At 63.1% G+C, this 24,585-nt stretch carries 24 protein-coding genes; 20 read left to right on the top strand and 4 right to left on the bottom strand.

The genetic code is table 11. The features are described from left to right. Positions 1-98: 98 nt before the first annotated feature. From V6F88_RS16430 to V6F88_RS16420, 3 genes are read left to right on the top strand one after another with little or no spacing between them, the layout of a single operon-like run. Positions 99-1,073 (top strand): diacylglycerol/lipid kinase family protein, encoded by a 975-nt coding sequence (locus tag V6F88_RS16430; RefSeq protein ID WP_332610743.1) that lies wholly within the window; start codon positions 99-101, stop codon positions 1,071-1,073. After that, positions 1,070-1,870, top strand: a complete 801-nt coding sequence (locus V6F88_RS16425) for a metallophosphoesterase family protein (RefSeq protein ID WP_332610742.1) — start codon at positions 1,070-1,072, stop codon at positions 1,868-1,870. Before V6F88_RS16430 ends, V6F88_RS16425 begins: the two co-directional genes overlap by 4 nt. A gap of 7 nt (positions 1,871-1,877) precedes the next feature. Then, positions 1,878-2,642, top strand: a complete 765-nt coding sequence (locus V6F88_RS16420; protein WP_332610741.1) for a phosphatase PAP2 family protein — start codon at positions 1,878-1,880, stop codon at positions 2,640-2,642. Here the strand turns inward: V6F88_RS16420 and V6F88_RS16415 are convergent. From V6F88_RS16415 to V6F88_RS16405, 3 genes are read right to left on the bottom strand one after another with little or no spacing between them, the layout of a single operon-like run. Then, positions 2,616-3,065 (bottom strand): NAD(P)-binding domain-containing protein, encoded by a 450-nt coding sequence (locus V6F88_RS16415; protein ID WP_332610740.1) that lies wholly within the window; start codon positions 3,063-3,065, stop codon positions 2,616-2,618. The genes V6F88_RS16420 and V6F88_RS16415 overlap by 27 nt on opposite strands. Continuing rightward, positions 3,062-3,505, bottom strand: coding sequence for a PaaI family thioesterase (locus V6F88_RS16410; RefSeq protein WP_332610739.1), 444 nt, complete (start codon positions 3,503-3,505; stop codon positions 3,062-3,064). Before V6F88_RS16410 ends, V6F88_RS16415 begins: the two co-directional genes overlap by 4 nt. Continuing rightward, positions 3,502-4,134, bottom strand: a complete 633-nt coding sequence (locus tag V6F88_RS16405) for a TetR/AcrR family transcriptional regulator (RefSeq protein WP_442880321.1) — start codon at positions 4,132-4,134, stop codon at positions 3,502-3,504. Before V6F88_RS16405 ends, V6F88_RS16410 begins: the two co-directional genes overlap by 4 nt. 469 nt (positions 4,135-4,603) lie before the next feature. Between V6F88_RS16405 and V6F88_RS16400 the strand changes: the two genes are divergently transcribed. The 17 genes from V6F88_RS16400 (at position 4,604) to V6F88_RS16320 (ending at position 23,615) form a co-directional block, all read left to right on the top strand. Continuing rightward, on the top strand, positions 4,604-5,719 hold the full coding sequence (locus V6F88_RS16400; RefSeq protein WP_332610738.1) for a porin: 1,116 nt from the start codon (positions 4,604-4,606) through the stop codon (positions 5,717-5,719). Positions 5,720-6,017: 298 nt separating this feature from the next. Next, positions 6,018-6,377 (top strand): NADH-quinone oxidoreductase subunit A, encoded by a 360-nt coding sequence (locus tag V6F88_RS16395; protein WP_006217959.1) that lies wholly within the window; start codon positions 6,018-6,020, stop codon positions 6,375-6,377. Between the two features lie 43 nt (positions 6,378-6,420). Next, positions 6,421-6,897, top strand: coding sequence for a NuoB/complex I 20 kDa subunit family protein (locus V6F88_RS16390; protein ID WP_006217960.1), 477 nt, complete (start codon positions 6,421-6,423; stop codon positions 6,895-6,897). Positions 6,898-6,972: 75 nt separating this feature from the next. Further along, positions 6,973-7,599 carry an NADH-quinone oxidoreductase subunit C gene (locus V6F88_RS16385; protein WP_332610737.1) on the top strand — a complete coding sequence of 209 codons (627 nt, stop codon included), beginning with the start codon at positions 6,973-6,975 and terminating at the stop codon, positions 7,597-7,599. 3 nt (positions 7,600-7,602) lie between these two features. Further along, positions 7,603-8,859 (top strand): NADH-quinone oxidoreductase subunit D, encoded by a 1,257-nt coding sequence (locus tag V6F88_RS16380; protein WP_006217962.1) that lies wholly within the window; start codon positions 7,603-7,605, stop codon positions 8,857-8,859. Between the two features lie 47 nt (positions 8,860-8,906). Beyond that, positions 8,907-9,401, top strand: a complete 495-nt coding sequence (gene nuoE, locus V6F88_RS16375) for an NADH-quinone oxidoreductase subunit NuoE (protein WP_006217963.1) — start codon at positions 8,907-8,909, stop codon at positions 9,399-9,401. Further along, a complete protein-coding gene (gene nuoF / locus V6F88_RS16370; protein WP_046802540.1) occupies positions 9,398-10,765 on the top strand; it encodes an NADH-quinone oxidoreductase subunit NuoF in 1,368 nt (455 codons plus the stop codon). Before nuoE ends, nuoF begins: the two co-directional genes overlap by 4 nt. A gap of 15 nt (positions 10,766-10,780) precedes the next feature. After that, positions 10,781-13,108, top strand: coding sequence for an NADH-quinone oxidoreductase subunit NuoG (gene nuoG, locus V6F88_RS16365; RefSeq protein ID WP_332610735.1), 2,328 nt, complete (start codon positions 10,781-10,783; stop codon positions 13,106-13,108). Beyond that, positions 13,108-14,181, top strand: coding sequence for an NADH-quinone oxidoreductase subunit NuoH (gene nuoH, locus V6F88_RS16360; protein WP_332610734.1), 1,074 nt, complete (start codon positions 13,108-13,110; stop codon positions 14,179-14,181). The genes nuoG and nuoH overlap by 1 nt, the downstream gene beginning before the upstream one ends. A gap of 21 nt (positions 14,182-14,202) precedes the next feature. Then, on the top strand, positions 14,203-14,691 hold the full coding sequence (nuoI, locus tag V6F88_RS16355) for an NADH-quinone oxidoreductase subunit NuoI (RefSeq protein WP_006217967.1): 489 nt from the start codon (positions 14,203-14,205) through the stop codon (positions 14,689-14,691). A 17-nt stretch (positions 14,692-14,708) separates the two neighbouring features. Then, positions 14,709-15,365, top strand: coding sequence for an NADH-quinone oxidoreductase subunit J (locus V6F88_RS16350; RefSeq protein WP_120154225.1), 657 nt, complete (start codon positions 14,709-14,711; stop codon positions 15,363-15,365). Further along, positions 15,362-15,670: an NADH-quinone oxidoreductase subunit NuoK gene (nuoK, locus tag V6F88_RS16345; RefSeq protein ID WP_332610732.1), complete on the top strand. Its 309-nt coding sequence runs from the start codon at positions 15,362-15,364 to the stop codon at positions 15,668-15,670. Before V6F88_RS16350 ends, nuoK begins: the two co-directional genes overlap by 4 nt. A 17-nt stretch (positions 15,671-15,687) precedes the next feature. Then, positions 15,688-17,742 (top strand): NADH-quinone oxidoreductase subunit L, encoded by a 2,055-nt coding sequence (nuoL, locus tag V6F88_RS16340; RefSeq protein WP_332610731.1) that lies wholly within the window; start codon positions 15,688-15,690, stop codon positions 17,740-17,742. Next, a complete protein-coding gene (locus V6F88_RS16335; RefSeq protein WP_046802545.1) occupies positions 17,739-19,241 on the top strand; it encodes an NADH-quinone oxidoreductase subunit M in 1,503 nt (500 codons plus the stop codon). The genes nuoL and V6F88_RS16335 overlap by 4 nt, the downstream gene beginning before the upstream one ends. Positions 19,242-19,250: 9 nt before the next feature. Continuing rightward, positions 19,251-20,735 carry an NADH-quinone oxidoreductase subunit NuoN gene (gene nuoN / locus V6F88_RS16330; RefSeq protein ID WP_332610730.1) on the top strand — a complete coding sequence of 495 codons (1,485 nt, stop codon included), beginning with the start codon at positions 19,251-19,253 and terminating at the stop codon, positions 20,733-20,735. Between the two features lie 13 nt (positions 20,736-20,748). Next, entirely contained in the window at positions 20,749-21,078 is a 330-nt protein-coding gene (locus V6F88_RS16325) for a DUF2818 family protein (RefSeq protein ID WP_046802547.1), read from the top strand. Positions 21,079-21,338: 260 nt separating this feature from the next. Further along, positions 21,339-23,615, top strand: a complete 2,277-nt coding sequence (locus tag V6F88_RS16320) for a TonB-dependent receptor (RefSeq protein ID WP_332610729.1) — start codon at positions 21,339-21,341, stop codon at positions 23,613-23,615. A gap of 94 nt (positions 23,616-23,709) precedes the next feature. On the opposite strand, the gene serB is transcribed toward V6F88_RS16320, so the two are convergent. After that, on the bottom strand, positions 23,710-24,567 hold the full coding sequence (gene serB, locus V6F88_RS16315) for a phosphoserine phosphatase SerB (protein WP_332610728.1): 858 nt from the start codon (positions 24,565-24,567) through the stop codon (positions 23,710-23,712). Positions 24,568-24,585 lie beyond the last annotated feature (18 nt).

Genomic DNA, 24,585 nt, shown 5'->3' with positions numbered 1-24,585 from the left:
CCGTGGGGGAACGGGCCTCGCCAAGCGAGGCCCGTTGAGGGGTCGGCGCAGCGCATGCCGCCTTGCGGCGTTTTACCGGCATGGGCTATCTTTCTCCCATGACTCCATCCGACCAGCGCCCAGGCACCGAAGCGCAATCCCTGACGGGACAAGAGCCGCTATTCATCGTCCTCAATACAGGATCGGGGCGCGGCGACGCGCAGGTCCTGCAAGACACCATCCGCGGCATTCTCGATGAAGCGGGCAGGCGTTACACGCTGATGCCGGTGGACGACCCGACCCGCCTCACCGAAACGGCACAGTCCGCCGTCAAGCGCGCGCAACACGAACAAGGCGTGGTCATCGCGGCGGGCGGCGACGGCACGCTGAACGCCGTGGCCGCCACCGTGCTGGGCAAGGGCGTGCCGTTCGGCATCCTGCCGCAGGGCACGTTCAATTACTTCGGGCGCGCCTACGGTATCTCGCAAGACACCGACGTTGCGCTGCGCGGCTTTCTGCAAGGCCATATCCAGCCGGTACGCGTCGGCCAGCTGAACGGCCGGCTGTTTCTTGTGAACGCCAGCCTGGGGCTGTATCCCACGCTGCTGGAAGACCGCGAGGCCTATAAGCAGCGCTTTGGCCGGAGCCGGCTGGTGGCGTTGTGGTCCGGCGTGGTGACCCTGCTGCGCGCGCCGCGCCAATTGCGGCTGCAACTGGAAGAAAAGGGCCAGGTAAGCGACCTGCGCACGCCGACGCTGGTGGTGGGCAACAACAAGTTGCAGCTGGAACATGTGGGTATCGAGTCCGAGGACCTGGACCGGGACCGGCTGGTGGCCATGACGGTCAAACCGGTGGGCACGCTGGCGCTGTACGGCCTGCTGCTGCGCGGCCTTTTCAGCCGCCTGGGCGAGGCCGAGCACGTCATCAGCTTCGGCTTTCACCGCATGACGGTGCGCATTCGGGGGCGCCATCGCGTCAAGGTCGCGATGGACGGCGAGATTTCATGGATGAACACGCCGCTGGAATTCAAGGTGGCCGACGAAAAGCTGCCGCTGGTGGTGCCCGCGGATTCGCAATACCTGGATCGCTCATGACGCGGATATTGCAATTGTCCGACACGCATTTCGGCACCGAGCGCAAACCTGTGGTCGAGGCCGCGCTGGACTTGGCGCGATCGCTGAACCCGGATCTGGTCGTGTTAAGCGGCGATATCACGCAGCGCGCGCGGCGCGGGCAATTCGCGGCGGCGCGCAAGTTCATCGAACGCCTGTCGCTGCCCGTCCTGGCCGTGCCGGGCAACCACGACATCCCGTTGATCAACGTGTTCGCGCGCGTGCTGAACCCCTATGGCAACTACAAGCGGGCGCTGGGCGCGGTGCTGGAGCCGGTGTTCGAAAATGCCGGCCTGCTGGCTATCGGCGTGAACACCACGCGGCCGCGCCGCCATAAGGACGGCGAAATTTCCGACGCGCAGATTGCCCGCGTGGCGCAGCGCCTGCGGCAGGCGCGCCCCGGGCAGTTGCGGGTGGTCGTCGCGCATCATCCCGTGCGCGCCAAGGTGGAATCCGACCTGTCCAATCTGCTTAACGGGCGCGAACGCGCGCTGGCGGCCTGGGCGCAATCGGGTATCGACCTGGTGTTGGGCGGGCATATCCACTTGCCCTATGTGCTGCCGCTGTCGGCGGCGGGCAAGCCGGCAGGCTGGATCGTGCAGGCGGGTACGGCGTGCTCAAGCCGGGTGCGGGGCAGCGTGCCCAATTCCGTGAACGTGATCACACGCGAAGGCGAGGGCGACCAGCAGATGTGCCATGTCGAACGCTGGGACTATGCCGAAGCCGCCCACGTGTTCGCACCGGTCGACAAGACGCTGGTCAGCACGGTCGAGCGGTGACCGCGCCATGACAGATCCGTACGCGCAATGGGCCGCGGCCCATGCCCTGGAATTGTTCATTGCATTGCCGTTGTTGACGGGCGCCTTTGCCCTGTACACCGTCCGTGTCGTGGCGGGCCGGCCGACTGACGCCCGCCGCGGCGCCATCGTGGCGGGCGTGGCGCTGGCGGTGGCGATCTTTGGGTTGCTGGCGTGGGCGGTGCATAGCCAGGGCGATGTGGTGGCCTTCGACGGCGCATTGGCCGACGCGTTGAGCATGTCGATGAACGCGTCGCTGCTGTGGCTGCTGTCCTGGTTCACGTATCTGGGCGACCGCAACTTCCTGACCGTGCTCAGCGTATTGATGACGCTTTATCTGCTGTGGACCGGGTGGTGGCGGCTGGCCGTGTTTTGCGCGCTGGCCACGGGCTTGGGCGGGGCGCTGAATTGGGTGCTGAAGCACACGTTTGAACGCGTCCGGCCGGAACACGATCACGGCTTCGCGGTAGCGGCGGGCTGGAGCTTTCCCAGTGGGCATGCGTCGGCGGCAATGGCGGTATACGGCACCGCCTGCTATCTGGTGTGGCGATTGTCGCCGGCCCAATGGCGCTGGCCGTGCGTGGCGGCGGCGGGCGCGCTGATCATGGCCATCGGCCTTAGCCGCATCTTGCTGCAAGTGCATTTCGCCAGCGACGTGGTGGCCGGCTTTGCCGTCACGCTGGCCTGGCTGGCGCTGTGCGTGGCCGTGGCCGAGCGCTATTGCAGATCAGGCCGGGCACAACAAGACGCGTAGCAGCCGGCGCTGTACGTTGCCCGCGATGCCGCTTGCGTCGCCGACGGCCAACCCCGGGATGCTGGTATAGCGGCCGCCCGCAAGCGCTACCGCGCGATCCAGCTGGTGCGCGCGTTCCGGCGGCGGCGGCGCCAGGTCCACGATGAGCTTGCCCCGGATCGGCGCGGTCACCGCGCCATCACTGAAGCGTTCCAGCGTGCGGTCAATTTCCCGTTCGCGCGGCAGGGCCAGCACGATGGTGTCTGATTCCATCAAGGCTTCGCGCGCGGAGGTGGCCAGCGTGGCCGAGCCGCGAAAAGGCTCGCAGCGTTCCGGGTCCAGGTCGTACAGGGTCAGCGCAATGTCGGGTTCGGCTTCCAGCAAGCGTCGCGCGGCCATCGTGCCGGTGTCGCCCATGCCTACGATGCTGATACGCAGGTTCATGGCTTGGGCACGGACCACGTGCTCACGATGTGGGCCACGGGTTCGTCCGAGCCCTCGCCTGTCAGGATGACTTCGCCGGCGGACAATCTGCCCACCTTCAGCAGCCGCGCATCGGCATGGATGGCGCCGGCGGGGCTTTTGCGCAGGAAATTGATGGTCAGGCTTGCCGTGACCGCGTGCGTCTGGCCCGTGGCCCCGACCACCGCGGCGTACATGGCCAGATCGGCCAGTCCCATCAGCATCGGACCGGCCACGATGCCGCCCAGCCGCTGGTGCGCCTCGCGGGCCGGCAGCACCGCGCGGGCGGTGCCGCGCCCGATGCGCACGACGTCTATGCCCAACAGCAGCGAAAAGGGATGCTGGTCGGCCAGCAGGATGTGAAAGTCGGCCAGGCTGATCAGCGGCGCGTCGGCGTCGGTGGCGGGAAGGGCGGCGGTCATCGTTGCTCCAGGACAAGGCAATAGTGGTCCAGCAGGGCGTCGGCCTGCTGCCCGAGGGATTTCAAGCGATGCGTGTGCTGCAACAGCAACAGTCCCATCAGATAGGTGAACGCGTTCATCTGTTCGACCGCCACGGTGGCCGGGTCCCAGGACTTGGTACGCGCCAGCGCGGCGCCGATATGGTCCACGCATTGGCGCAGCCGGGCGTTGAGCTTTTCGTCCATGTCCCTGCCCAGGCCGCGCGGCCCCAGCCCCTGGAACAGGTACAGGCCCAGCGAAAAATCCGTGGGGCGCTGGGCGTAGTACTCGAAAAAGGTGTGAATGGTCTTGCGCGCCGCCCCGGAAGCGGGCCAGGCTGCCGCGTCAGCCAGATGGTCGTGCAGGCCCAGCAGCGACTCGTCCAGCAGTTCGCCATAAAGCGCTTCCTTGCCGGCAAACCAGGGGTAGATCGCGCCGGTGGTGCAGCCGGCTTCCTTCGCGATTGCCCGGATCGTGGTCTTTTCCAGGCCGTCGCGCGCGAAGACGCGCTGCGCGGCATCCAGAATCATCTGTCGACGCAGCGCGTTGAGGCGTTCATTGCGCTCGCTGCGCTCATTGCGTTCCGGTTGGTCGGATGGGGAGACGGGCATGGGCAGAGGAAAAGGGGGGCAGGGGGGGCAGGGATGCAGGGAATAATATCGACGATTTTTATAAATAACAATGTTATGGAAATGTGGCGCGGTCACAGTCGGCGCGACGCCTGTTCACGGGGGCAAAACCGATTTCCGTGTACAAAGCCGATGTGTTGGTGCGCGAAAGGCGCCTGAAAGACAGCCGGGAAAACGCCCCGAATAATTAGGGGCAGGGCTGAAAGTCGCATGGATACGTGCTTACCCGTTTGGGGTCGGGTTAGCCCTAACACCACTGGAGCGGCACCATCGCGATGTTGCAAGATCCCAACAGGGGTGTCGCAAACCTGCACTTTTCTGATGCCGACCATAGCCAGTCCCCTCGATTTTTGATGCAATAGCGTCAACTTCCCTTCGCGGAGTTAGGGGGGCGGCAGGCTGGTTTGCTGGATTGCTGCTCTTGTCACTCAAATCAACGGAGATTTCTTAAATGAAAAAGACTCTGCTCGCTGCCGCCCTGCTCGCCGGTTTTGCCGGTGTCGCCCAGGCAGAAACGTCTGTCACCCTGTACGGCATCATCGACACGGGCCTCGGCTACAACAAGATCAGCGGCGCCCCGAACGATGCGGCGAACGGCAGCCGTTTCGGCATGATCAACGGCGTCCAGAACGGTTCGCGCTGGGGTCTGCGTGGTTCGGAAGACCTGGGTGACGGCCTGCGCGCTGTTTTCCAACTGGAATCGGGTTTCAACTCCGGTAACGGCAACTCCGCTCAAGGCGGCCGCCTGTTCGGTCGTCAAGCCACCGTCGGTCTGGCCAGCGACAGCTGGGGTCAACTGGACTTCGGTCGCCAAACCAACATCGCGTCGAAGTACTTCGGCTCGATCGATCCGTTCGGCGCTGGCTTCGGTCAAGCTAACATCGGCGTGGCTCTGAGCGCCGCCAACACGAACCGCTACGACAACATGGTCATGTATCAGACCCCGTCGTTCAGCGGCTTCCAGTTCGGCGTCGGCTACTCGTTCAACGTGAACGACACCAACGCTGCTCAAACCGGCTTCAAGACCGCCGACAACACCCGCGCCATCACGACCGGTCTGCGCTACGTCAACGGCCCCCTGAACGTCGCCCTGACGTACGACCAACTGAACGCCTCGAACAAGCTGTCGTCGGCTTCGGTTGATGCCACCCCGCGTCAGTACGCCATCGGCGGTTCGTACGACTTCGAAGTTGTGAAGCTGGCTCTGGCCTACGCTCGCACGACCGACGGCTGGTTCGCTGGTCAAGGCGTCGACACCAACATCGGCAGCGTGAACTTCGGTGCTAACGCTTTCGCTGACGGCTTCAAGGCCAACTCGTACATGGTCGGCCTGTCCGCCCCGATCGGCGGCGCAAGCAGCCTGTTCGGTTCGTGGCAAATGGTTGATCCCAGCAACACCAAGTTGACCGGCGGCGATGAGTCGACCCAAGTCTACTCGCTGGGCTACACCTACGACCTGTCCAAGCGCACCAACCTGTACGCCTACGGTTCGTACGCCAAGAACTACGCCTTCGTGGACGACCTGAAGTCGACCGCCGTCGGCGTGGGCGTCCGTCACCGCTTCTAATCCAATGCAGGGCGCAAGCCCTGTCTGGATATAAAGCGCAAGCGAACGAACGGGCTGCGGCTCGTTCGTATAAAGCCACCCTTCGGGGTGGCTTTTTTTTCGTGCTTTGTTCTGATTTTGTATGACGCTCGGGAGCTTGTCAGCTGAGTCCTGTATGCTTGCGCTTCTGGTCCGAAAACTGCGATTGTTCCATTTGAGGAATGCAGTCTTTCACCCGTTGTTCAAGCTACAGAGTTCAGCCGGAAGTAACCACGCGAATGCTACAATCCTAAGGTTTGCGCATTTGACGGACGCCTGAATGAACCTGCAACAGTATTTTCCCGTCCTGCTGTTTATCGTAGTGGCCACCCTTATCGGGTTCGCGCTTCTAACGGCCGGCTCCCTCCTTGGCCCGCGGCGTCCCTACGCTGAGAAGCTGTCGCCCTATGAGTGCGGCTTCGAAGCGTTCGAAGACGCCCGCATGAAGTTTGACGTGCGCTACTACCTGGTGGCGATTTTGTTCATTCTTTTCGACCTGGAAATCGCGTTCCTGTTCCCGTGGGCCATCGCCCAAGGCACAGTCGGACTCGTCGGTTTCTGGACGGTCATGGTTTTCCTAGCCGTGTTGACCGTCGGCTTCATCTACGAATGGAAAAAGGGCGCGCTGGACTGGGAATAAACCCCCACGGGTTTTTCTTCACCGCACGCTATCAGAGACGAATATGGCTATAGACGGCATTCTCAAGCAAGGGTTCATCACAACCAGCGCCGACAAGTTCCTTAATTGGGCGAAGACCGGCTCCATGTGGCCCATGACCTTCGGTCTGGCCTGTTGCGCGGTTGAGATGATGCACGCGGGCGCGGCCCGTTATGACCTGGACCAATTCGGCATCATCTTCCGTCCCAGTCCGCGTCAGTCCGATCTGATGATCGTTGCTGGCACGCTGTGCAACAAGATGGCGCCGGCGCTGCGCAAGGTCTACGACCAGATGCCCGAGCCGCGTTGGGTCGTGTCCATGGGCTCCTGTGCCAATGGCGGCGGCTACTACCACTACTCGTATTCGGTGGTTCGTGGCTGCGACCGCATCGTACCGGTAGACGTCTACGTGCCGGGCTGCCCGCCCACGGCCGAGGCGCTGGTCTACGGCTTGCTGCAAATGCAGAACAAGATCCGTCTGACCAACACGATTGCGCGCTGATCTCTCGCCCCGTCCGCGGCAGTCCTTGCCGCCGGCCCTGCGATACCAGCGTATCGGTTCACCTAAGCGTACAAGATGATGACCAGGCTCGAAACCCTGAAAAACAATTTGCAGACCACCCTCGGCGCCGATATTGCGCTGACCGAGGCGTTGGGCGAGCTCACGCTCGAAGTGCCCGCGCAGCAATGGTTCCCGGTCTGCAACAAGCTGCGCACCGAAGCCGGCCTGCGCTTTGAAACCTGTATCGACCTCTGTGGCGTCGACTACCTGACCTGGGGCAACGGCACGCGCCAGCTGCCCGAGGAACCCAGCGCCAAGGTGCACCGCGCGCGTTTCGCCGTGGTGATCCACCTGCTGTCGATCGAACACAATTGGCGCCTGCGTGTACGTACCTGGGCCGCCGATGACGAATTCCCAATCGTGGCGTCGCTGATGGAATGCTGGCCGGCCGTGGGCTGGTTCGAGCGCGAGGCGTTCGACCTGTACGGCATCGTCTTCGAAGGTCACCCCGACCTGCGCCGCATCCTGACCGATTACGGCTTCATCGGCCATCCGTTCCGCAAGGACTTCCCGCTGTCCGGCACCGTCGAAATGCGTTACGACCCCGAACAACGGCGCGTCATTTACCAGCCGGTCACGATCGATCCGCGCGAGATCACTCCGCGCGTGGTCCGCGAAGACTCCTACGGCTTGGGGCGTTAAATCATGGCAGAAATCAAGAACTACACGCTTAACTTCGGTCCTCAGCATCCGGCCGCGCACGGTGTGTTGCGCCTGGTGCTTGAACTGGACGGCGAAGTCATCCAGCGCGCCGACCCGCACATCGGCCTGCTGCATCGCGCCACTGAAAAGCTGGCCGAGCACAAGACCTACATCCAGGCGCTGCCCTACATGGACCGCCTGGACTACGTGTCCATGATGTGCAACGAGCACGCCTACGTCATGGCCATCGAAAAGCTGCTGGGCGTTGAAGCCCCGCTGCGCGCCCAGTACATCCGTGTGATGTTCGACGAAATCACGCGCCTGCTGAACCACCTGATGTCCCTGGGTTCGCACGCGTTGGACGTGGGCGCGATGGCCGTGTTCCTGTACGCCTTCCGTGAACGCGAAGACCTGATGGACTGCTACGAAGCGGTCTCGGGCGCCCGCATGCACGCGGCCTACTATCGTCCGGGCGGCGTCTACCGCGATTTGCCGGACACGATGCCGCAGTACGGCGACACCAGCAAATACCGTGGCGACAAAGAAATGCGCATCATGAATGACGCGCGTTCCGGCTCGCTGCTGGACTTCATCGAAGACTTCACCAACCGCTTCCCGGCCTGCGTCGACGAGTACGAAACGCTGCTGACCGACAACCGCATCTGGAAGCAGCGCCTGGTGGGCATCGGCGTGGTCGACCCCGATCGCGCCAAGGCGCTGGGCTTTACCGGCCCGATGCTGCGCGGCTCCGGCGTCGCCTGGGACTTGCGCAAGACGCAGCCCTACGAAGTCTATGACCTGCTCGATTTCGACATCCCCGTGGGTGTCAACGGCGACTGCTACGACCGCTATCTGGTCCGCATCGCTGAAATGCGTGAAAGTAACCGCATCATCCGCCAGTGCGTGGAATGGCTGCGCAACAATCCGGGCCCGGTCATGATCGAGAATCACAAGATCGCCCCGCCCAAGCGCACCGCCATGAAGACCAACATGGAAGAGCTGATTCACCACTTCAAGCTCTTCACCGAAGGTTTCCACGTGCCCCCGGGCGAGGCGTATGCCTCGGTGGAGCACCCCAAGGGCGAGTTCGGCATCTATCTGGTGTCGGACGGCGCCAACAAGCCTTACCGCCTGAAGATTCGGGCCCCCGGCTTTGTCCACCTGCAATCGTTGGATGAAATGTCGCGCGGTCACATGATCGCCGACGCCGTCACCATCATTGGTACGCAGGACATCGTTTTCGGCGAGATCGATCGCTGATCCGCCCAGACAGTCACGAGCACGCCCGCATAACCCGGATTCAAACTATGCTGCTTTCCGAACAGGCCTACCAGAAAATCGACCGAGAACTCGCGAAGTTCCCGGCCGACCAGCGGCAGTCCGCCATCATGGCCTCGCTTGCCATCGCGCAAGAAGAGAAGGGCTGGTTGGCTACCGAAACCATTGAAGATGTGGCCAATTACATTGGCGTCCCGCCCATCGCGGTGCAGGAAGTCGCCACGTTCTACAACATGTTCGACGTCAAGCCCGTCGGCAAGAACAAGATCGCCGTCTGCACGAACCTGCCCTGTGCCTTGCGCGATGGCGACCGTGCGGGCGAATACCTCAAGCGCAAGCTGGGTGTCGACTACCGTCAAACCACCGCCGACGGCCAGTTCACGCTGGTTGAAGGCGAATGCATGGGCGCCTGCGGCGATTCCCCCGTGCTGATCGTGAACAACAAGCATATGTGCGTGCGCATGACGGACGAGAAGCTGGACGCGCTGGTCGCGGCCCTCAAGGTCCAAGGAGAGTCGGCATGAACGCGCCCGACCTGTACAAGCAGTTCGCGCAAGGGCTTGATCCCAATCCGCTGAACGACCTGTCCAATTCGATGTGCCTGCATGGCCGGCACATCAAGCCGCAGATCATGGCCGACGTCGACGGCGCCAACTGGCGCCTGGAAGACTACGTCAAGCGCGGCGGCTACGAAGCCCTGAAGAAGATCCTGACCACCGGCATGAAGCCGGAAGACGTGATCGCCGAAGTCAAGGCATCGGGTTTGCGCGGCCGTGGCGGCGCGGGTTTCCCGACCGGCCTGAAGTGGAGCTTCATGCCGCGCGCGTTCCCCGGCCAGAAGTACCTCGTCTGCAACTCGGACGAAGGCGAGCCGGGCACGTTCAAGGACCGCGACATCCTGCGCTTCAATCCGCACATCGTGATTGAAGGCATGGCGATCGCGGCCTACGCCATGGGCATCAGCGTCGGCTACAACTACATCCACGGCGAAATCTTCGAAGTGTACGAACGCTTCGAGGAAGCGCTGGAAGAGGCGCGCGCCGCCGGCTTCCTGGGCGACAAGATCCTGGGTTCGGACTACAGCTTCCAGCTGCACGCGTTCCACGGCTACGGCGCCTACATCTGTGGCGAAGAAACCGCGCTGCTGGAATCGCTGGAAGGCAAGAAGGGCCAACCGCGCTTCAAGCCACCGTTTCCGGCCAGCTTCGGCCTGTACGGCAAGCCCACCACGATCAACAACACGGAAACGTTCGCGGCGGTGCCGTGGATCATCCGTAACAGCGGCCAGGCCTACCTGGAAGTCGGCAAGCCGAACAACGGCGGCACCAAGCTGTTCTCGATCACCGGCGACGTCGAACGCCCCGGCAACTACGAGATCCCGCTGGGCACGCCGTTCTCGACGCTGCTGGAACTGGCGGGCGGCATGCGCGGCGGCAAGAAACTGAAGGCGGTGATCCCTGGCGGATCCAGCGCCCCGGTGCTGCCGGCCGACATCATCATGGAATGCACGATGGACTATGACTCCATCGCCAAGGCCGGCTCGATGCTGGGCTCCGGCGCTGTGATCGTCATGGACGAAACGCGTTGCATGGTGAAGTCACTGCTGCGTCTGTCGTACTTCTATTTCGAGGAAAGCTGCGGCCAGTGCACGCCGTGCCGCGAAGGCACCGGCTGGCTCTACCGCATGGTGCATCGCATCGAAAACGGTCACGGCCGTCCGGAAGATCTGGACTTGCTGGACAACGTGGCAGGCAACATCATGGGCCGCACCATCTGCGCCCTGGGTGACGCCGCCGCCATGCCCGTCCGTGGCTTCCTCAAGCATTTTCGCGACGAATTCGCGCACCACATCGAGCATAAGTCTTGTGTGGTCCCGCAATATCTGTAGGTCTCAGGAACAGCAATGGTTGAACTAACCGTCGACGGCAATCAGGTCGAAGTGCCCGAAGGCAGCATGGTCATGCATGCCGCTCAGAAAGTCGGGCTTTACGTGCCGCATTTCTGCTACCACAAGAAACTGTCCATCGCGGCCAACTGCCGGATGTGCCTGGTTGAAGTGGAAAAAGCGCCCAAGGCGCTGCCCGCCTGCGCCACGCCCGTGACTAACGGCATGGTCGTCCACACCTGCTCTGAAAAGGCTCGCGCCGCTCAGAAGTCGGTGATGGAATTCTTGCTTATCAATCACCCCCTCGACTGCCCGATCTGCGATCAGGGCGGCGAATGCCAGTTGCAGGATCTGGCCGTGGGCTACGGTGGCTCGTCCTCGCGTTACCAAGAGGAAAAGCGCGTCGTGTTCCACAAGGACCTGGGTCCGCTGGTTTCCGCCGAGGAAATGACGCGCTGCATCCACTGCACCCGCTGCGTGCGCTTCGGCCAGGAAATCGCCGGCGTCATGGAATTGGGCATGCTGGGCCGTGGCGAACACTCCGAGATCACGACGTTCGTCGGCCGCTCGATCGAGTCCGAGCTCTCGGGCAACATGATCGACATCTGTCCGGTGGGCGCGCTGACCTCCAAGCCTTTCCGCTACAGCGCCCGCACCTGGGAACTGGCCCGCCGCCGTTCGGTCAGCCCGCACGACAGCCTGGGCGCCAACCTGGTGGTTCAGGTCAAGGGCGACCGCGTCATGCGCGTGGTTCCTTTCGAAGACGACGCCGTCAACGAATGCTGGATCAGCGACCGCGACCGCTTCTCGTACGAAGGCCTGAACAGCGACGACCGCCTGACCGCCCCGATGATCAAGGGCACCGACGGCAAGTGGCAGGAAGCCTCGTGGGCTGACGCGCTGCAAGCCGTGGCCCAAGGCCTGTCGCGCGTTCGCGACAGCTTTGGCGCCGGCCAGATCGGTGCGTTGGCGTCCGAATACGCCACCACGGAAGAATATGCGTTGCTGGGCCGCCTGGTCCGCGCGCTGGGTTCCGAGAACATCGACTTCCGCCTGCGCCAGACCGACCCGGCCTTTGACGCCGCGTTGACCGGTGCGCCGTGGCTGGGCATGCCCATCGCTGAACTCGACAACCTGGACCGCGTCCTGGTCGTCGGCTCGTTCCTGCGCAAGGATCACCCGCTGATGGCGCAACGCCTGCGCCAGGCCGCCAAGCGCGGCACGCAGATCCTGATGGTCGACAGCGCCGCTGACGATCCCCTGATGCCCGTCGCTGCCCGCATCACCGTGACGCCGTCCGAGCTGCCGCGCGCGCTGGCCGAAGTGGCCGTCGCCCTGGCGCAAGCCAAGGAACAGGCCGTGCCGGCCGAATTCGCCTCGGTCACCCCGGGCGAAAACGCCAAGCTCATCGCCGCCAGCCTGGCTTCCGGCGCCAACACCGCCGTGCTGCTGGGCAACATGGCCGTGGCCAGTGCGCAAGCGACGACGTTGGCCGCCAACGGCCGCGCCGTGGCAAACCTGGCCGGTGGCAAGTTCGGCTTCCTGACTTCCGGCGGCAACACCGTCGGCGGTTACCTGGCCGGCGCCGTGCCGGGCAAGGGCGGCAAGACCGCCGCTGCCATGCTGGCCGAGCCGCTCAAGGCCTACATCGTGTTGCACGCCGAACCGCTGCTGGACGCCGATAACGGCCAGCAAGCCATCGCCGCGCTGCGCGGCGCGCAGTTCGCCGTGGCCTTGACGCCGTACCGTTCGGCAGCCGCCGAGTGGGCCGACGTCATGTTGCCGGTGTCGCCGTTCACCGAAACGTCGGGCACCTTCGTCAACGCGCAAGGCCTGGCCCAAAGCTTCAAGGGCACGGTTGCACCGATGGGTCAGACGCGTCCGGGCTGGAAGGTTCTGCGCGTGCTGGGCAACGTGCTGCATCTGGCCGGCTTTGACGATGAAACGTCGGAATCGGTGCGCGATGCCGCGCTGGCCGGCGGCATCGAAGGCCGCTTGTCCAACGACGTCAAGGCGCCGTTGGGCCTGGGTCAGGCGCTGACCGGTCTGGAACGCGTCGCCGATGTGCCGATCTATCGCACCGACGCCATGGTCCGCCGCTCCGAGCCGCTGCAAGCAGCCCCCGCATCCCGCAAGCCCGCCGCCGCCATGAACGGCCGCACGCTCGCAAGCCTGGGCCTGACGGCCGGGGTCAAGGTGCGCGTGGCCGGTGCTGAAGGCGCCGTCGAACTTGAAACCGTGCAGGACGATGCCGTGGCCGATCGCGCCGTGCGCATTTCCGCAGCCTTTGAAAACACCGCAGCCCTGGGTGGCGCATTCGGTCAACTCAGCGTGGAGCGTGCCTGATGGAATGGCTTAATGTTCTTGAGAGCCACGGGCAGGAATTGCTGGGCCCGACGGTTTGGATGGTCCTCTGGACCCTCATCAAGATTGTGATCATCGCCGTGCCGATCATTCTGTGCGTTGCGTACCTGACGTACTGGGAACGCAAGATGATTGGCGCCATGCATGTGCGCGTGGGTCCGAACCGTGTCGGGTTCAGGGGGCTGTTGCAGCCGTTTGCCGACGTGTTCAAGCTGCTGACCAAGGAAGTCATCGTCCCCAGCGAAGCCAACAAGGTGCTGTTCGTCGTGGCCCCCGTGGTCACGCTGATGCCCGCGCTGGCTGCCTGGGCCGTGATTCCTTTTGGTCCCGATGTCGTGCTGGCCAACGTCAACGCCGGCCTGCTGTACATCATGGCTATTACGTCGATCGGCGTATATGGCGTGATCGTGGCGGGCTGGGCGTCGAACTCCAAGTACGCCTTCCTGGGCGCGCTGCGCGCTTCGGCACAGATGCTGTCCTACGAACTGGCCATCGGCTTCGTGCTTGTCACGGTGCTGCTGGTGTCGGGCAGCCTGAACATGTCCGAGATCGTCAACGTCCAGAACCGCGGCTGGTTTGCCGACAAGGGCCTGACGTTCATGTCCTGGAACTGGCTGCCGCTGTTGCCGCTGTTCGTGATCTACGTCGTGGCTATCGTGGCTGAAACCAACCGTCACCCGTTCGACGTCGTCGAAGGCGAATCGGAAATCGTGGCCGGCCACATGGTCGAGTACTCGGGTATGGCCTTCGCCCTGTTCTTCCTGGGTGAATACGCCAACATGATCCTGCTGTCGTGCATGGCGTCGATCATGTTCCTGGGCGGCTGGGCGTCCCCGATCGACATCGCGCCGCTGACCTGGATTCCGGGTTGGATCTGGCTGGGTCTGAAGACGTTCGTTGTGGTCTCGTTGTTTGTGTGGTTCCGCGCTTCGTTCCCGCGCTACCGCTATGACCAGATCATGCGTTTGGGTTGGAAAATCTTCATCCCGCTGACCGGCGTTTGGCTGGTCGTGGTGGCGATCTGGATGCAGACGCCCTGGAACATTTGGCGCTAAGCCGCCAGGCAGAGGCAGGATATGGAAGCGATCAAAGATTTCTTCGGCAGCCTGATGCTGACCGAGTTGCTCAAGGGCATGCGCCTGACGGGCAAGTACTTTTTCAAGCGCAAGGTCACCTTGCGTTACCCGCAGGAAAAAACGCCGACGTCGGCGCGATTCCGCGGCCTGCACGCGTTGCGCCGCTACCCCAACGGGGAAGAGCGCTGCATTGCGTGCAAGCTGTGTGAAGCCGTGTGCCCGGCCTTGGCGATCACCATCGAATCGGACCAGCGCGAGGACGGCACCCGCCGCACCACGCGTTACGACATCGATCTGACCAAGTGCATTTTCTGCGGCTTCTGTGAGGAAAGCTGCCCCGTGGACTCGATCGTGGAAACCCATATCCACGAATACCACGGTGAAAAGCGCGGCGACCTGTATTTCACCAAAGACATGCTGCTCGCCGTGGGCGACCGCTACGAAGCCGACATCGCCCGCCGCCGGGCCGACGACGCTCCTTACCGTTGAAGCCCAGGGTCTGATCCATGACTTTTACCACTGTCCTTTTCTACATACTGGCCGCCGTGCTGGTGATCGCGGCGTTCCGCGTGATCACCGCGCGCAGCCCGGTCACCGCCGTACTTCACCTGATCCTGGCATTCTCCAACGCAGCCATGCTGTGGATGCTGCTGGGCGCCGAGTTCCTGGCGTTGCTGCTGGTCCTGGTGTACGTGGGCGCCGTGATGGTGCTCTTCCTGTTCGTCGTGATGATGCTGGACATCCGCATGGACACCATGCGCCAGGGCATGAAGACCTACCTGCCGCTGGGCCTGGTGATCGGTCTGGTGCTGGTGCTGGAAATGTCCTTCGTGCTGGGTTCCACCTGGTACGGTTCGGGTCCGCAAGCCCCGGTTGCCGGCGACTACAACAACGCTCGCGCGCTTGGCGAAGTCATGTACACGCAGTATGTCTACGCCATTGAAGTGGGCGCCGCGCTGCTGCTGGTGGGTATGGTCGCCGCGATTGCGCTGACCCTGCGCCGCCGCCGCGACGTGAAGTACAACGACCCGGTAGCCGCCGTGCGCGTCCGTTCGAAGGACCGCTTCCGCATGGTCAACATGCCCGCCCAAAGCGAGCGTGCCCAGGCCAAGCGTGACGGAACGTCCGCCGCCGCCGCTGCGCCCGAAGGAGAAAAACAATGACGCTGACGCTGGCCCACTATCTGATCCTTGGGGCGATCCTGTTCGCCATCGGGATCTTCGGCATCTTCCTGAACCGCCGCAACCTGATCATTCTCTTGATGTCCATCGAGCTCGTGCTCCTGGCCGTCAACATTAACTTCGTGGCGTTCTCCAGCTGGTTCGGCGATACCGCCGGCCAGGTGTTCGTGTTCTTCATCCTGACCGTGGCCGCCGCTGAAGCGGCGATCGGCCTGGCCATTTTGGTGCTGCTGTTCCGCAACCTGAACACGATCAACGTTGACGAACTCGATCGCCTGAAGGGCTGACGGGGTATTGGAAGAAAATGTCTAGCTCACCCAATCTCTACTTGCTCATCGCGCTGGCACCGCTGGCCGGAGCAATTCTCGCGGGCCTTTTCGGCACCGGCTTCCTGGGCCGCCCCATCGGCCGCCGCGCGTCCCACGTCATCACCATTCTTGGCGTACTCATCTCCGCCATCGGTTCGGTGGTGGTGTTGGGCGACGTGCTCAACGGCCTGCGCTTTGACGGCGCGGTCTACACCTGGAGCCTGATCGGCCAGACCAAGCTGGAAATCGGCTTCCTGATCGATCCGCTGTCGGCCATGATGATGGTCGTGGTCACGTCCGTGTCGCTGATGGTGCACATCTACACCATCGGCTACATGGCCGATGATCCCGGCTACCAGCGCTTCTTCTCGTATATCTCGCTGTTCACGTTCTCCATGCTGATGCTGGTGATGTCGAACAACATGGTGCAGCTGTTCTTCGGCTGGGAAGCGGTGGGCCTGGTGTCGTACCTGCTGATCGGTTTCTGGTACACCCGCCCGACGGCCATCTTCGCCAACATGAAGGCATTCCTGATCAACCGCGTCGGCGACTTCGGCTTCGTGCTGGGTATCGGCCTGTTGTTCGCGTACGCCGGCACGATGCACTACGGCGACGTCTTCGCCCAAGCCGACAAGCTGGCCACGATGACCCTGCCGGGTTCTGACTGGATGCTGCTGACGGTGGCGTGTATCTGCCTGTTCATCGGCGCCATGGGCAAATCGGCCCAGGTTCCGCTGCACGCCTGGCTGCCCGACTCGATGGAAGGCCCGACCCCGATCTCCGCGCTGATCCACGCCGCCACCATGGTGACGGCCGGTATCTTCATGGTGGCGCGCTTCTCGCCCCTGTTCGAGCTGTCGGACGTGGCGCTGTCGTTCATCATCGTGATCGGCGCGATCGGCGCGCTGTTCCTGGGCATCCTGGGCATCATCCAGACGGACATCAAGCGCGTCGTTGCGTATTCCACGCTGTCGCAGCTGGGCTACATGACCGTCGCGCTGGGCGCCTCGGCCTACTCGGTGGCCATTTTCCACCTGATGACCCACGCGTTCTTCAAGGCACTGCTGTTCCTGGGCGCCGGTTCGGTCATCATCGGCATGCACCACGACCAGGACATCCGCAACATGGGCGGCCTGCGCAAGTACATGCCCATCACCTGGATCACCTTCCTGCTGGGCACGCTGGCCCTGGTCGGCACGCCGTTCTTCTCGGGTTTCTACTCGAAGGAGAACATCATCGAAGCCGCCGGCCACGCCAACGTCTGGGGCGCAAGCTTCGCGTACTACGCCGTGCTGATCGGTGTGTTCGTGACGTCGCTGTACTCGTTCCGCGTGTACTTCCTGGTCTTCCACGGCAAAGAACGCTTTGACACCACCGGCCACGGTCACGGCCATGGCCACAACGACCATGCCCATGACGACCACGGTCACGGTCACGATGACCACGGCCACGGCCACGGCCATCATGGCGGCAAGCCGCATGAGTCGCCCTGGGTGGTGACGCTGCCGCTGATCCTGCTGGCGATTCCGTCGGTGCTGGTTGGCGCCTGGGCGGTTGATCCGATGCTGTTCGGCAAGTTCTTCAACGGCGTGATCACGGTGCTGCCGCAGCATCCGGCCATGCACGAACTGCAAGAAGAATGGCACGGCTGGGTCGCCTATGGCCTGCATGCTTTCCAGACGCTGCCGTTCTGGCTGGTCGTTGCCGGTTTCGTCATTGCCTGGTACTGCTACCTGATCAATCCCAAGGTTCCGGCCGCGATCAAGTCCAGCCTGTCCGGCGTCAACAAGGTGCTTGAAAACAAGTACTACGTGGATTGGGTCAACGAGCAGATCATCGCTCGCGGCCTGCGCGCCCTGGGCCGTGGCCTGTGGAATACCGGCGACCGCGGCATCATCGATGGCCTGCTGGTCAACGGTAGCGCCCGCGTCGTGGGTTGGGTGGCAGCGGTCAGCCGCCACCTGCAATCCGGCTTCATCTATCACTACGCGTTCGCGATGATCATCGGCATCATGGCGCTGGTGACTTTCTTTGTGCTGATTCCCCAATGATGGCAAGCGAGATGGCATCCAACACTTTCCCCTGGCTCACGCTTGCGATCTTTGTCCCGATCGTATTCGGCCTGCTGGTGCTGGCGGTGGGCCGTGACGACCGTCCCGGTCTGACGCGCGGCCTGTCGCTGGTCGGCGCCTTTGCCGGCTTCCTCGTCACGATTCCGCTCTACACCGGTTTTGACAACACCACGGCCGCCATGCAGTTCGTGGAAAAGGCCTCGTGGATCGAAGCTTTCAACGTCAATTACCACCTGGGCATCGACGGCATTTCGTTGTGGTTTGTCCTCCTGACCGCGTTCATCACCATCATCGTGGTGCTGGCCGGCTGGGAAGTCATCACCAGCCGCGTGTCGCAGTACATGGCCGCCTTCCTGATCCTGTCGGGTCTGATGGTGGGCGTGTTCGCCGCGCTGGACGGCATGCTGTTCTACGTGTTCTTCGAAGCCACGCTGATCCCGATGTACATCATCATCGGCGTCTGGGGCGGACCGAACCGCGTGTATGCGGCGTTCAAGTTCTTCCTGTACACGCTGATGGGTTCGCTGCTGACCCTGATCGCGTTCATCTACCTGTGGCACGCATCGGGCGGTTCGTTCGACATCCTGACCTGGCACCAGGTCAAGCTTGGCCAGACCCCGCAGATCCTGATCTTCGTGGCGCTGCTGGCGGCGTTCGCGGTGAAGGTGCCGATGTGGCCGGTGCACACGTGGTTGCCGGACGCTCACGTGGAAGCGCCCACGGGCGGCTCCATCGTGCTGGCCGCGATCATGCTGAAGCTGGGCGCCTATGGCTTCCTGCGCTTCTCGCTGCCGATCACGCCTGACGCCTCGCACAGCCTGGCGGGCTTGATGATCACGCTGTCGCTCATCGCGGTGATCTACATCGGCCTGGTCGCGATCATCCAGGAAGACATGAAGAAGCTGGTGGCTTATTCGTCCGTCGCCCACATGGGTTTCGTGACGCTGGGCTTCTTCATCTTCAACACGGCCGGCGTCGAAGGCGCCATCGTGCAGATGATTTCCCACGGCTTCGTGTCGGGCGCCATGTTCATGTGTATCGGCGTGCTCTATGACCGCATGCACTCGCGCCGCATCGCCGATTACGGCGGCGTGGTCAACGTGATGCCGCGCTTCGCGACGTTCTTCATCCTGTTCTCGATGGCCAACAGCGGCCTGCCGGCCACCAGCGGTTTCGTCGGCGAGTTCATGGTGATCATGGGCGCCGTCGAGCACAACTTCTGGATCGGCCTGTTGGCGGCTACCGCCCTGATCCTGGGTGCTTCGTATTCGCTGTGGATGGTCAAGCGTGTGGTCCTGGGCGACATCGCCAATGACCACGTCCGCGAGCTGACCGATATCAACCGCCGCGAATTTGTGATTCTTGGCGTGATGGCGATCGCCGTGTTGTACATGGGGATCTATCCCAAGCCCTTTACCGACGTCATGCACGTGTCGGTCGAGGCCCTGCTGCAACACGTTGCCGTCTCGAAACTGTAAGACAAGACAATGATGCAATCCCAAATCGATTTCGCCCTGGCGGCGCCGGAAATCCTTCTGCTGGTTTCCGGCCTGGCTATCCTGCTCGTCGACGCGGTCAGCAATCACCCCGAGCGCAAGCCGACGTTCCTGCTGACCATGCTGGTATTGGGCGCGCTGACCGTTGTGTCGGCCGTGCAATGGAAGAACGGCGTGACGGGCGCAACCTTCAACGGCCTGTACGTCACCGACGAACTGTCGCACCTGCTGAAGATCGCCTCCTACATCGCCGTGGGCGCCACGCTGGTGTACGGTCGTGTCTACGCCCAAGTGCGTGACATGCTCAAGGGCGGCGAGCTCTACGTCCTGACGTTGTTCGCGCTGCTGGGCCAGATGGTCATGATTTCCTCCGGGAACCTGATTTCCATCTACCTGGGCCTGGAACTAATGTCGCTGGCGCTGTACGCGCTGATCGCACTGCGCCGCGACGACGTCGTGGCCACCGAAGCCGCCATGAAGTACTTCGTGCTGGGCGCGCTGGCATCGGGCTTCCTGCTGTACGGCATGTCGATGGTCTACGGCGCCACGGGTCACCTGGACCTGGCCGAAGTGTCCAAGGTCATCGCCGCCGGCAAGGCCGAGAAGATGGCGCTGGTGTTCGGCATCGTGTTCCTGGTGTCGGGCCTGGCCTTCAAGCTGGGCGCCGTGCCGTTCCACATGTGGGTGCCGGACGTCTACCAAGGTTCGCCGACCGCCGTCACGCTGATCCTGGGCGGCGCGCCCAAGCTGGCCGCCTTTGCCATCACGCTGCGCCTGCTGGTGGACGGCCTGCATGGGCTGGCCGCCGACTGGCAGCCGATGCTGATGATCCTGGCGGTGCTGTCGCTGGCCATCGGTAACCTGACCGCCATCGTGCAAACCAACTTCAAGCGCATGCTGGCTTACTCGACCATTTCGCACATGGGCTTCGTGCTCCTGGGCCTGATGTCGGGTTCGGTGGCGGGCAAGCCGGAACTGTCGTCCGCCGCCTATGGCGCGTCGCTGTTCTACATGCTGACCTACGTCCTGACCACGCTGGCCAGCTTCGGCATCGTGCTGCTGCTGTCGCGCCAAGGTTTCGAGTGCGAGCACATCGACGACCTGAAAGGCCTGAACCGCCGCAGCCCGTGGCATGCTTTCATCGTGCTGCTGCTGATGTTCTCGCTGGCCGGCATTCCGCCGCTGGTGGGCTTCTACGCCAAGCTGGCCGTGTTGCAAGCGCTGATCAGCGCCGGCCACGTGACGCTGGCCGTGGTGGCGGTGCTGTTCTCGCTGATCGGCGCGTTCTACTACCTGCGTGTCGTCAAGGTCGTGTACTTCGACGAGCCGGTGGCTGATGTTGCCCCGATCGTCGCCACGGTTGGCCAGCGCGGTCTGCTGTCCATCAACGGCGCCATGATGCTGCTGTTGGGCCTGTTGCCCGGTGGTCTGATGGCGCTGTGCGTGCAGGCGATTCGTTCGTCGCTCAGCCTGTAAACGGACCCCGGCCGTGAACCAGACGCTGGCGGTATGGCTGTTGATCGCGCTGGCGCTGGTCAGCGCCAACCTGCCGTTCCTGACGGAACGCGTGTTCGCCGTCTTGCCCTTCAAGCAGGGCGGGGCGGTGACGGTCAAGCCGTTCTGGATGCGCCTGGTGGAAGTGCTGGTGTTCTACGCGCTGGTTGGCGCCTTGGGTTTCGCTTTCGAGTCCACGCTGGGCAATCGTTTTGCCCAGACGTGGGAGTTCTACGCGATTACCCTTAGCCTGTACCTGGTACTGGCCTACCCGGGCTTCGTGTACCGCTATCTATTCAAGCGCCACCCTCGCCTGCGGGTGTAAAAGCCCCGCCAGTGCCCTGAAAACGCCCTGCGGGGCGTTTTTCTTTTGGGCGCTTGAAACGCACCACACTTTGGGTGGCGACGCATGGTGGGGCCATGGCGGGCGGCGCCGACCGTGTCCCCCCATGTGACGCACTGTTGTTTTTTCATCTTTTCGTGCGCTACCCGGCTTTCATTCAGGTGTCATTCAGCGTCCAGGATCAAAATCGCAACCGGTAAAAAAATAAGAATCGTTGCTATTCACATTCTGGAGAAGCTGGTTTGAAGCCCCAAGATTCGTATTCGCTGAATACGCTCGCTACCTCGCTTGCCGCGGCCATTGCGGCGCCCGCCCTGTTTATCAGCCCCTACGCCGCCGCCCAGTCCGCGGATTCCGGCGTGACGCAGCTTTCGCCGGTTCGGGTGGAGGGCGAAGGGTCTTCGTACCAGACCAGCACCGTGCCGTCGCCCAAGATGACCGCGCCGCTGCTCGACACGCCGCGCACGGTGCAGGTGGTGCCCAAGCAGGTCATCCAGGACCAGGCCGCATCGACGCTGCAAGATGTGCTGCGCAATTCACCCGGCATTACGTTCGGCGCCGGCGAAGGCGGCCGTCCGGGCGGCGACTTGCCGATCATCCGGGGGCAGAACTCGGCGGGCAGCCTGTTCCTGGACGGCATTCGCGACAGCAGCACGCAGGTGCGCGACACCTTCAACCTGGAACAGGTGGAAGTCATCAAGGGCCCGGACTCGGTGTATTCGGGCCGGGGCGGCGCGGGCGGCAGCATCAACATGGTCAGCAAGGCGCCCAAGGCAACGGACTTCACCGAAGCCACCGCGCAGATCGGCACCGACAACAACTATCGCGGCACCATCGACAGCAACTGGCGCCTGGCCGACAAGGCCGCGTTTCGCTTGAACGTGATGGGCAACAAGGGCGATGTGGCCGGCCGCGACAATGCCGTGGATTTCGAACGTTGGGGCGTGGCGCCCTCGTTGATGCTGGGCGTGGGTACGCCGACGCGCATCACGCTGAGCTACTACCACTATCAAGACGACAGCATGCCGGACTACTCCATCCCGTATGACCCCAAGACGGGGCAGCCGGTGACGGAGACCATGGGAGTCAGCCGCAAGTCGTTTTACGGCCTGACCGGGCGCGACTTCATGAAGACACGCGACGACGTGGCCACCGTGGACTTCCAGCATGACTTTTCCGACAAGCTGCAACTGCGCAACGTGACCCGCTATGGCCGCGGCACGACGGACTTCGCCGCCACCAACCCGGACGACAGCAAACTTAACGTGCCCAATGGCCTGGTGTATCGCGCCTTGAAGTCGGGTTACTACGTCACCAAGAGCTTCGCCAACCAGACCGACCTGACCGGCGAATTCGAGACCGGCAGCCTCAAGCATTCGTTCGACCTGGGCTTCGAATACAGCAACATCAAGCAGAACAAAGACGGCTACACCGAGTCGGGCGTGCCCGCCGGCGGCAGCAACTGCGTTACCGCGACCACCAACGGCCGCAACACCTACGCCAACCCCGCTTTGTGCGCGTCGTTGTGGGACCCGGACCCGGGCACCAACTATCCGGGCAAGCTGAACCGCAACAACAACCCCGCCCGTTACAACACCGACACGCTGGCCCTGTACGGCTTCGACACCATCAAGTTCAACGAGCAGTGGCAAGCCAGCCTGGGCGCGCGCTGGGACAACTACCGCACCAGCGGCAGCAACATCGCCGCCGGCCGCAACGACCCGGCCGGCACCCCGGCGTTCTACAGCACCAGCCGCGACGACAGCCTGTTCAACTATCAGGTCGGCCTGGCGTACAAACCGGTGCCCAACGGCACCATCTACGCCACCTACGGCACCTCGTCCACGCCCTCGGCCATCGCGGCCGGCGCGATCAGCGATGCCACGTCGATCAGCAATTCGTCGCTTGAACCCGAAAAGAGCCGCACCGTGGAAGTGGGCACCAAGTGGCAGGTCTTCGACGATCGCCTGACCTTGTCGGCAGCCGCTTTCCACGACACCCGCAAGAACACCAGCGTGGCCGTGTCGGCCACCGAAGTCGCGCAAGTGGGCGAGGCCAAGGTGCGCGGCATCGAACTGGGCTTCTCGGGCAACATCACGCCCAAGTGGAACGTGTTCGGCGGCTATACCTTCATGGACAGCGAAATGACCAAGGGGGCCTACAACAGCGGCGCCGTCGGCCAGGACCTGCCCAACACTCCGCGCAATGCCTTCAGCCTGTGGACCACCTACAAGGTGCTGCCCAAGCTGACGGTGGGCGGCGGCGCCTATTACGTGGACAAGGTCTACGGCAATTCGGATGCCACCCGCAACGCGGACGGCACGCCCAAGGCGCGCTGGGTGCCGTCGTACTGGCGCTTTGACGCCATGGCGGCCTACGAATTCAACGAACACTACTCGGCGCAACTGAACGTGCTGAACCTGTTCGACGAAACGTACTACACCAAGGCCTACGCGGCGCATTATGCGGCGCTGGGTACGGGGCGCGCGGCGTTGCTGACGCTGAAGATGCGCTACTGATCAGACGCGGTAACCCGACGCGGGAATGAAAAATAGCCACCTTGCAGGTGGCTATTTTTTTCTTGATCTACGGCGCGATCGATCTCAGGCGCGATCAGCTTTCAAACCAGTTCAACACCCCATCCAGCCCCGTGACATTTAAGGCAAAGCGCGTCTGCTCGCGCACGACCGGCTTGGCGTGATAGGCCACCGGGAAGCCCGCGGCGCCCAGCATCAGCAGGTCGTTCGCGCCGTCGCCGATGGCGATGATCTGGTCTTGGGTGGCGCCGTGCGTGCGCGCGAATTCGCGCAGGTAGACGGCCTTGGCCTGGGCGTCCAGGATGTCGCCCAGCACGTGGCCCGTCAGCACCCCGTTGTCGATTTCCAGCGTGTTGGCGTGCGCGCTGTCCAGGTTCAAGCGTTCGCGCAGGCGATCGGTGAAGAAGGTGAAGCCGCCCGAGACCAGCAGCACCTTGATGCCTGCGGCTTGCGCGGTGGAAACCAGGCGTTCGGCGCCCGGGTTCAGGCGCAGCTTTTCCACATAGACCTGTTCCAGCGCTTCGGCCGGCACGCCCTTGAGCAGCGCGACGCGGCGGCGCAGGCTTTCCGCGAAGTCCTTGATTTCGCCGCGCATGGCGGCTTCGGTAATTTCCGACACCTTGTCTTTGACGCCGACCACGCCGGCGATCTCGTCGATGCATTCGATATTGATCAGCGTGGAATCCATGTCCATCGCCAGCACCTTGCACTGCGACAGTTTCAGCCCGGCGGGCACGAAGGCCACGTCAACGCTGTTGCGGTCGGCCCAGGCCACCACTTCGGCGCGGGTCAGCGCATCGTGCTGCACGTCCAGCAGCCGCGCGGCGGTGTTGCTGATGCGCGCTACGCCCTGGGCCTGGGCCAAAGCGGCCAGCTGTTCCGCGTGTTCGACGGTCAGGCCGGGGGATTGGACGACTAAGTGATGGGTGGTCATAAGAAAAAGGAAGGGTCC

Source organism: Achromobacter sp. ESBL13 (assembly GCF_036668755.1).
Taxonomy (GTDB): domain Bacteria; phylum Pseudomonadota; class Gammaproteobacteria; order Burkholderiales; family Burkholderiaceae_B; genus Achromobacter.
Note: the sequence above shows the minus strand (reverse complement) of the source record. Positions and strands in the feature narration are given on the sequence as shown.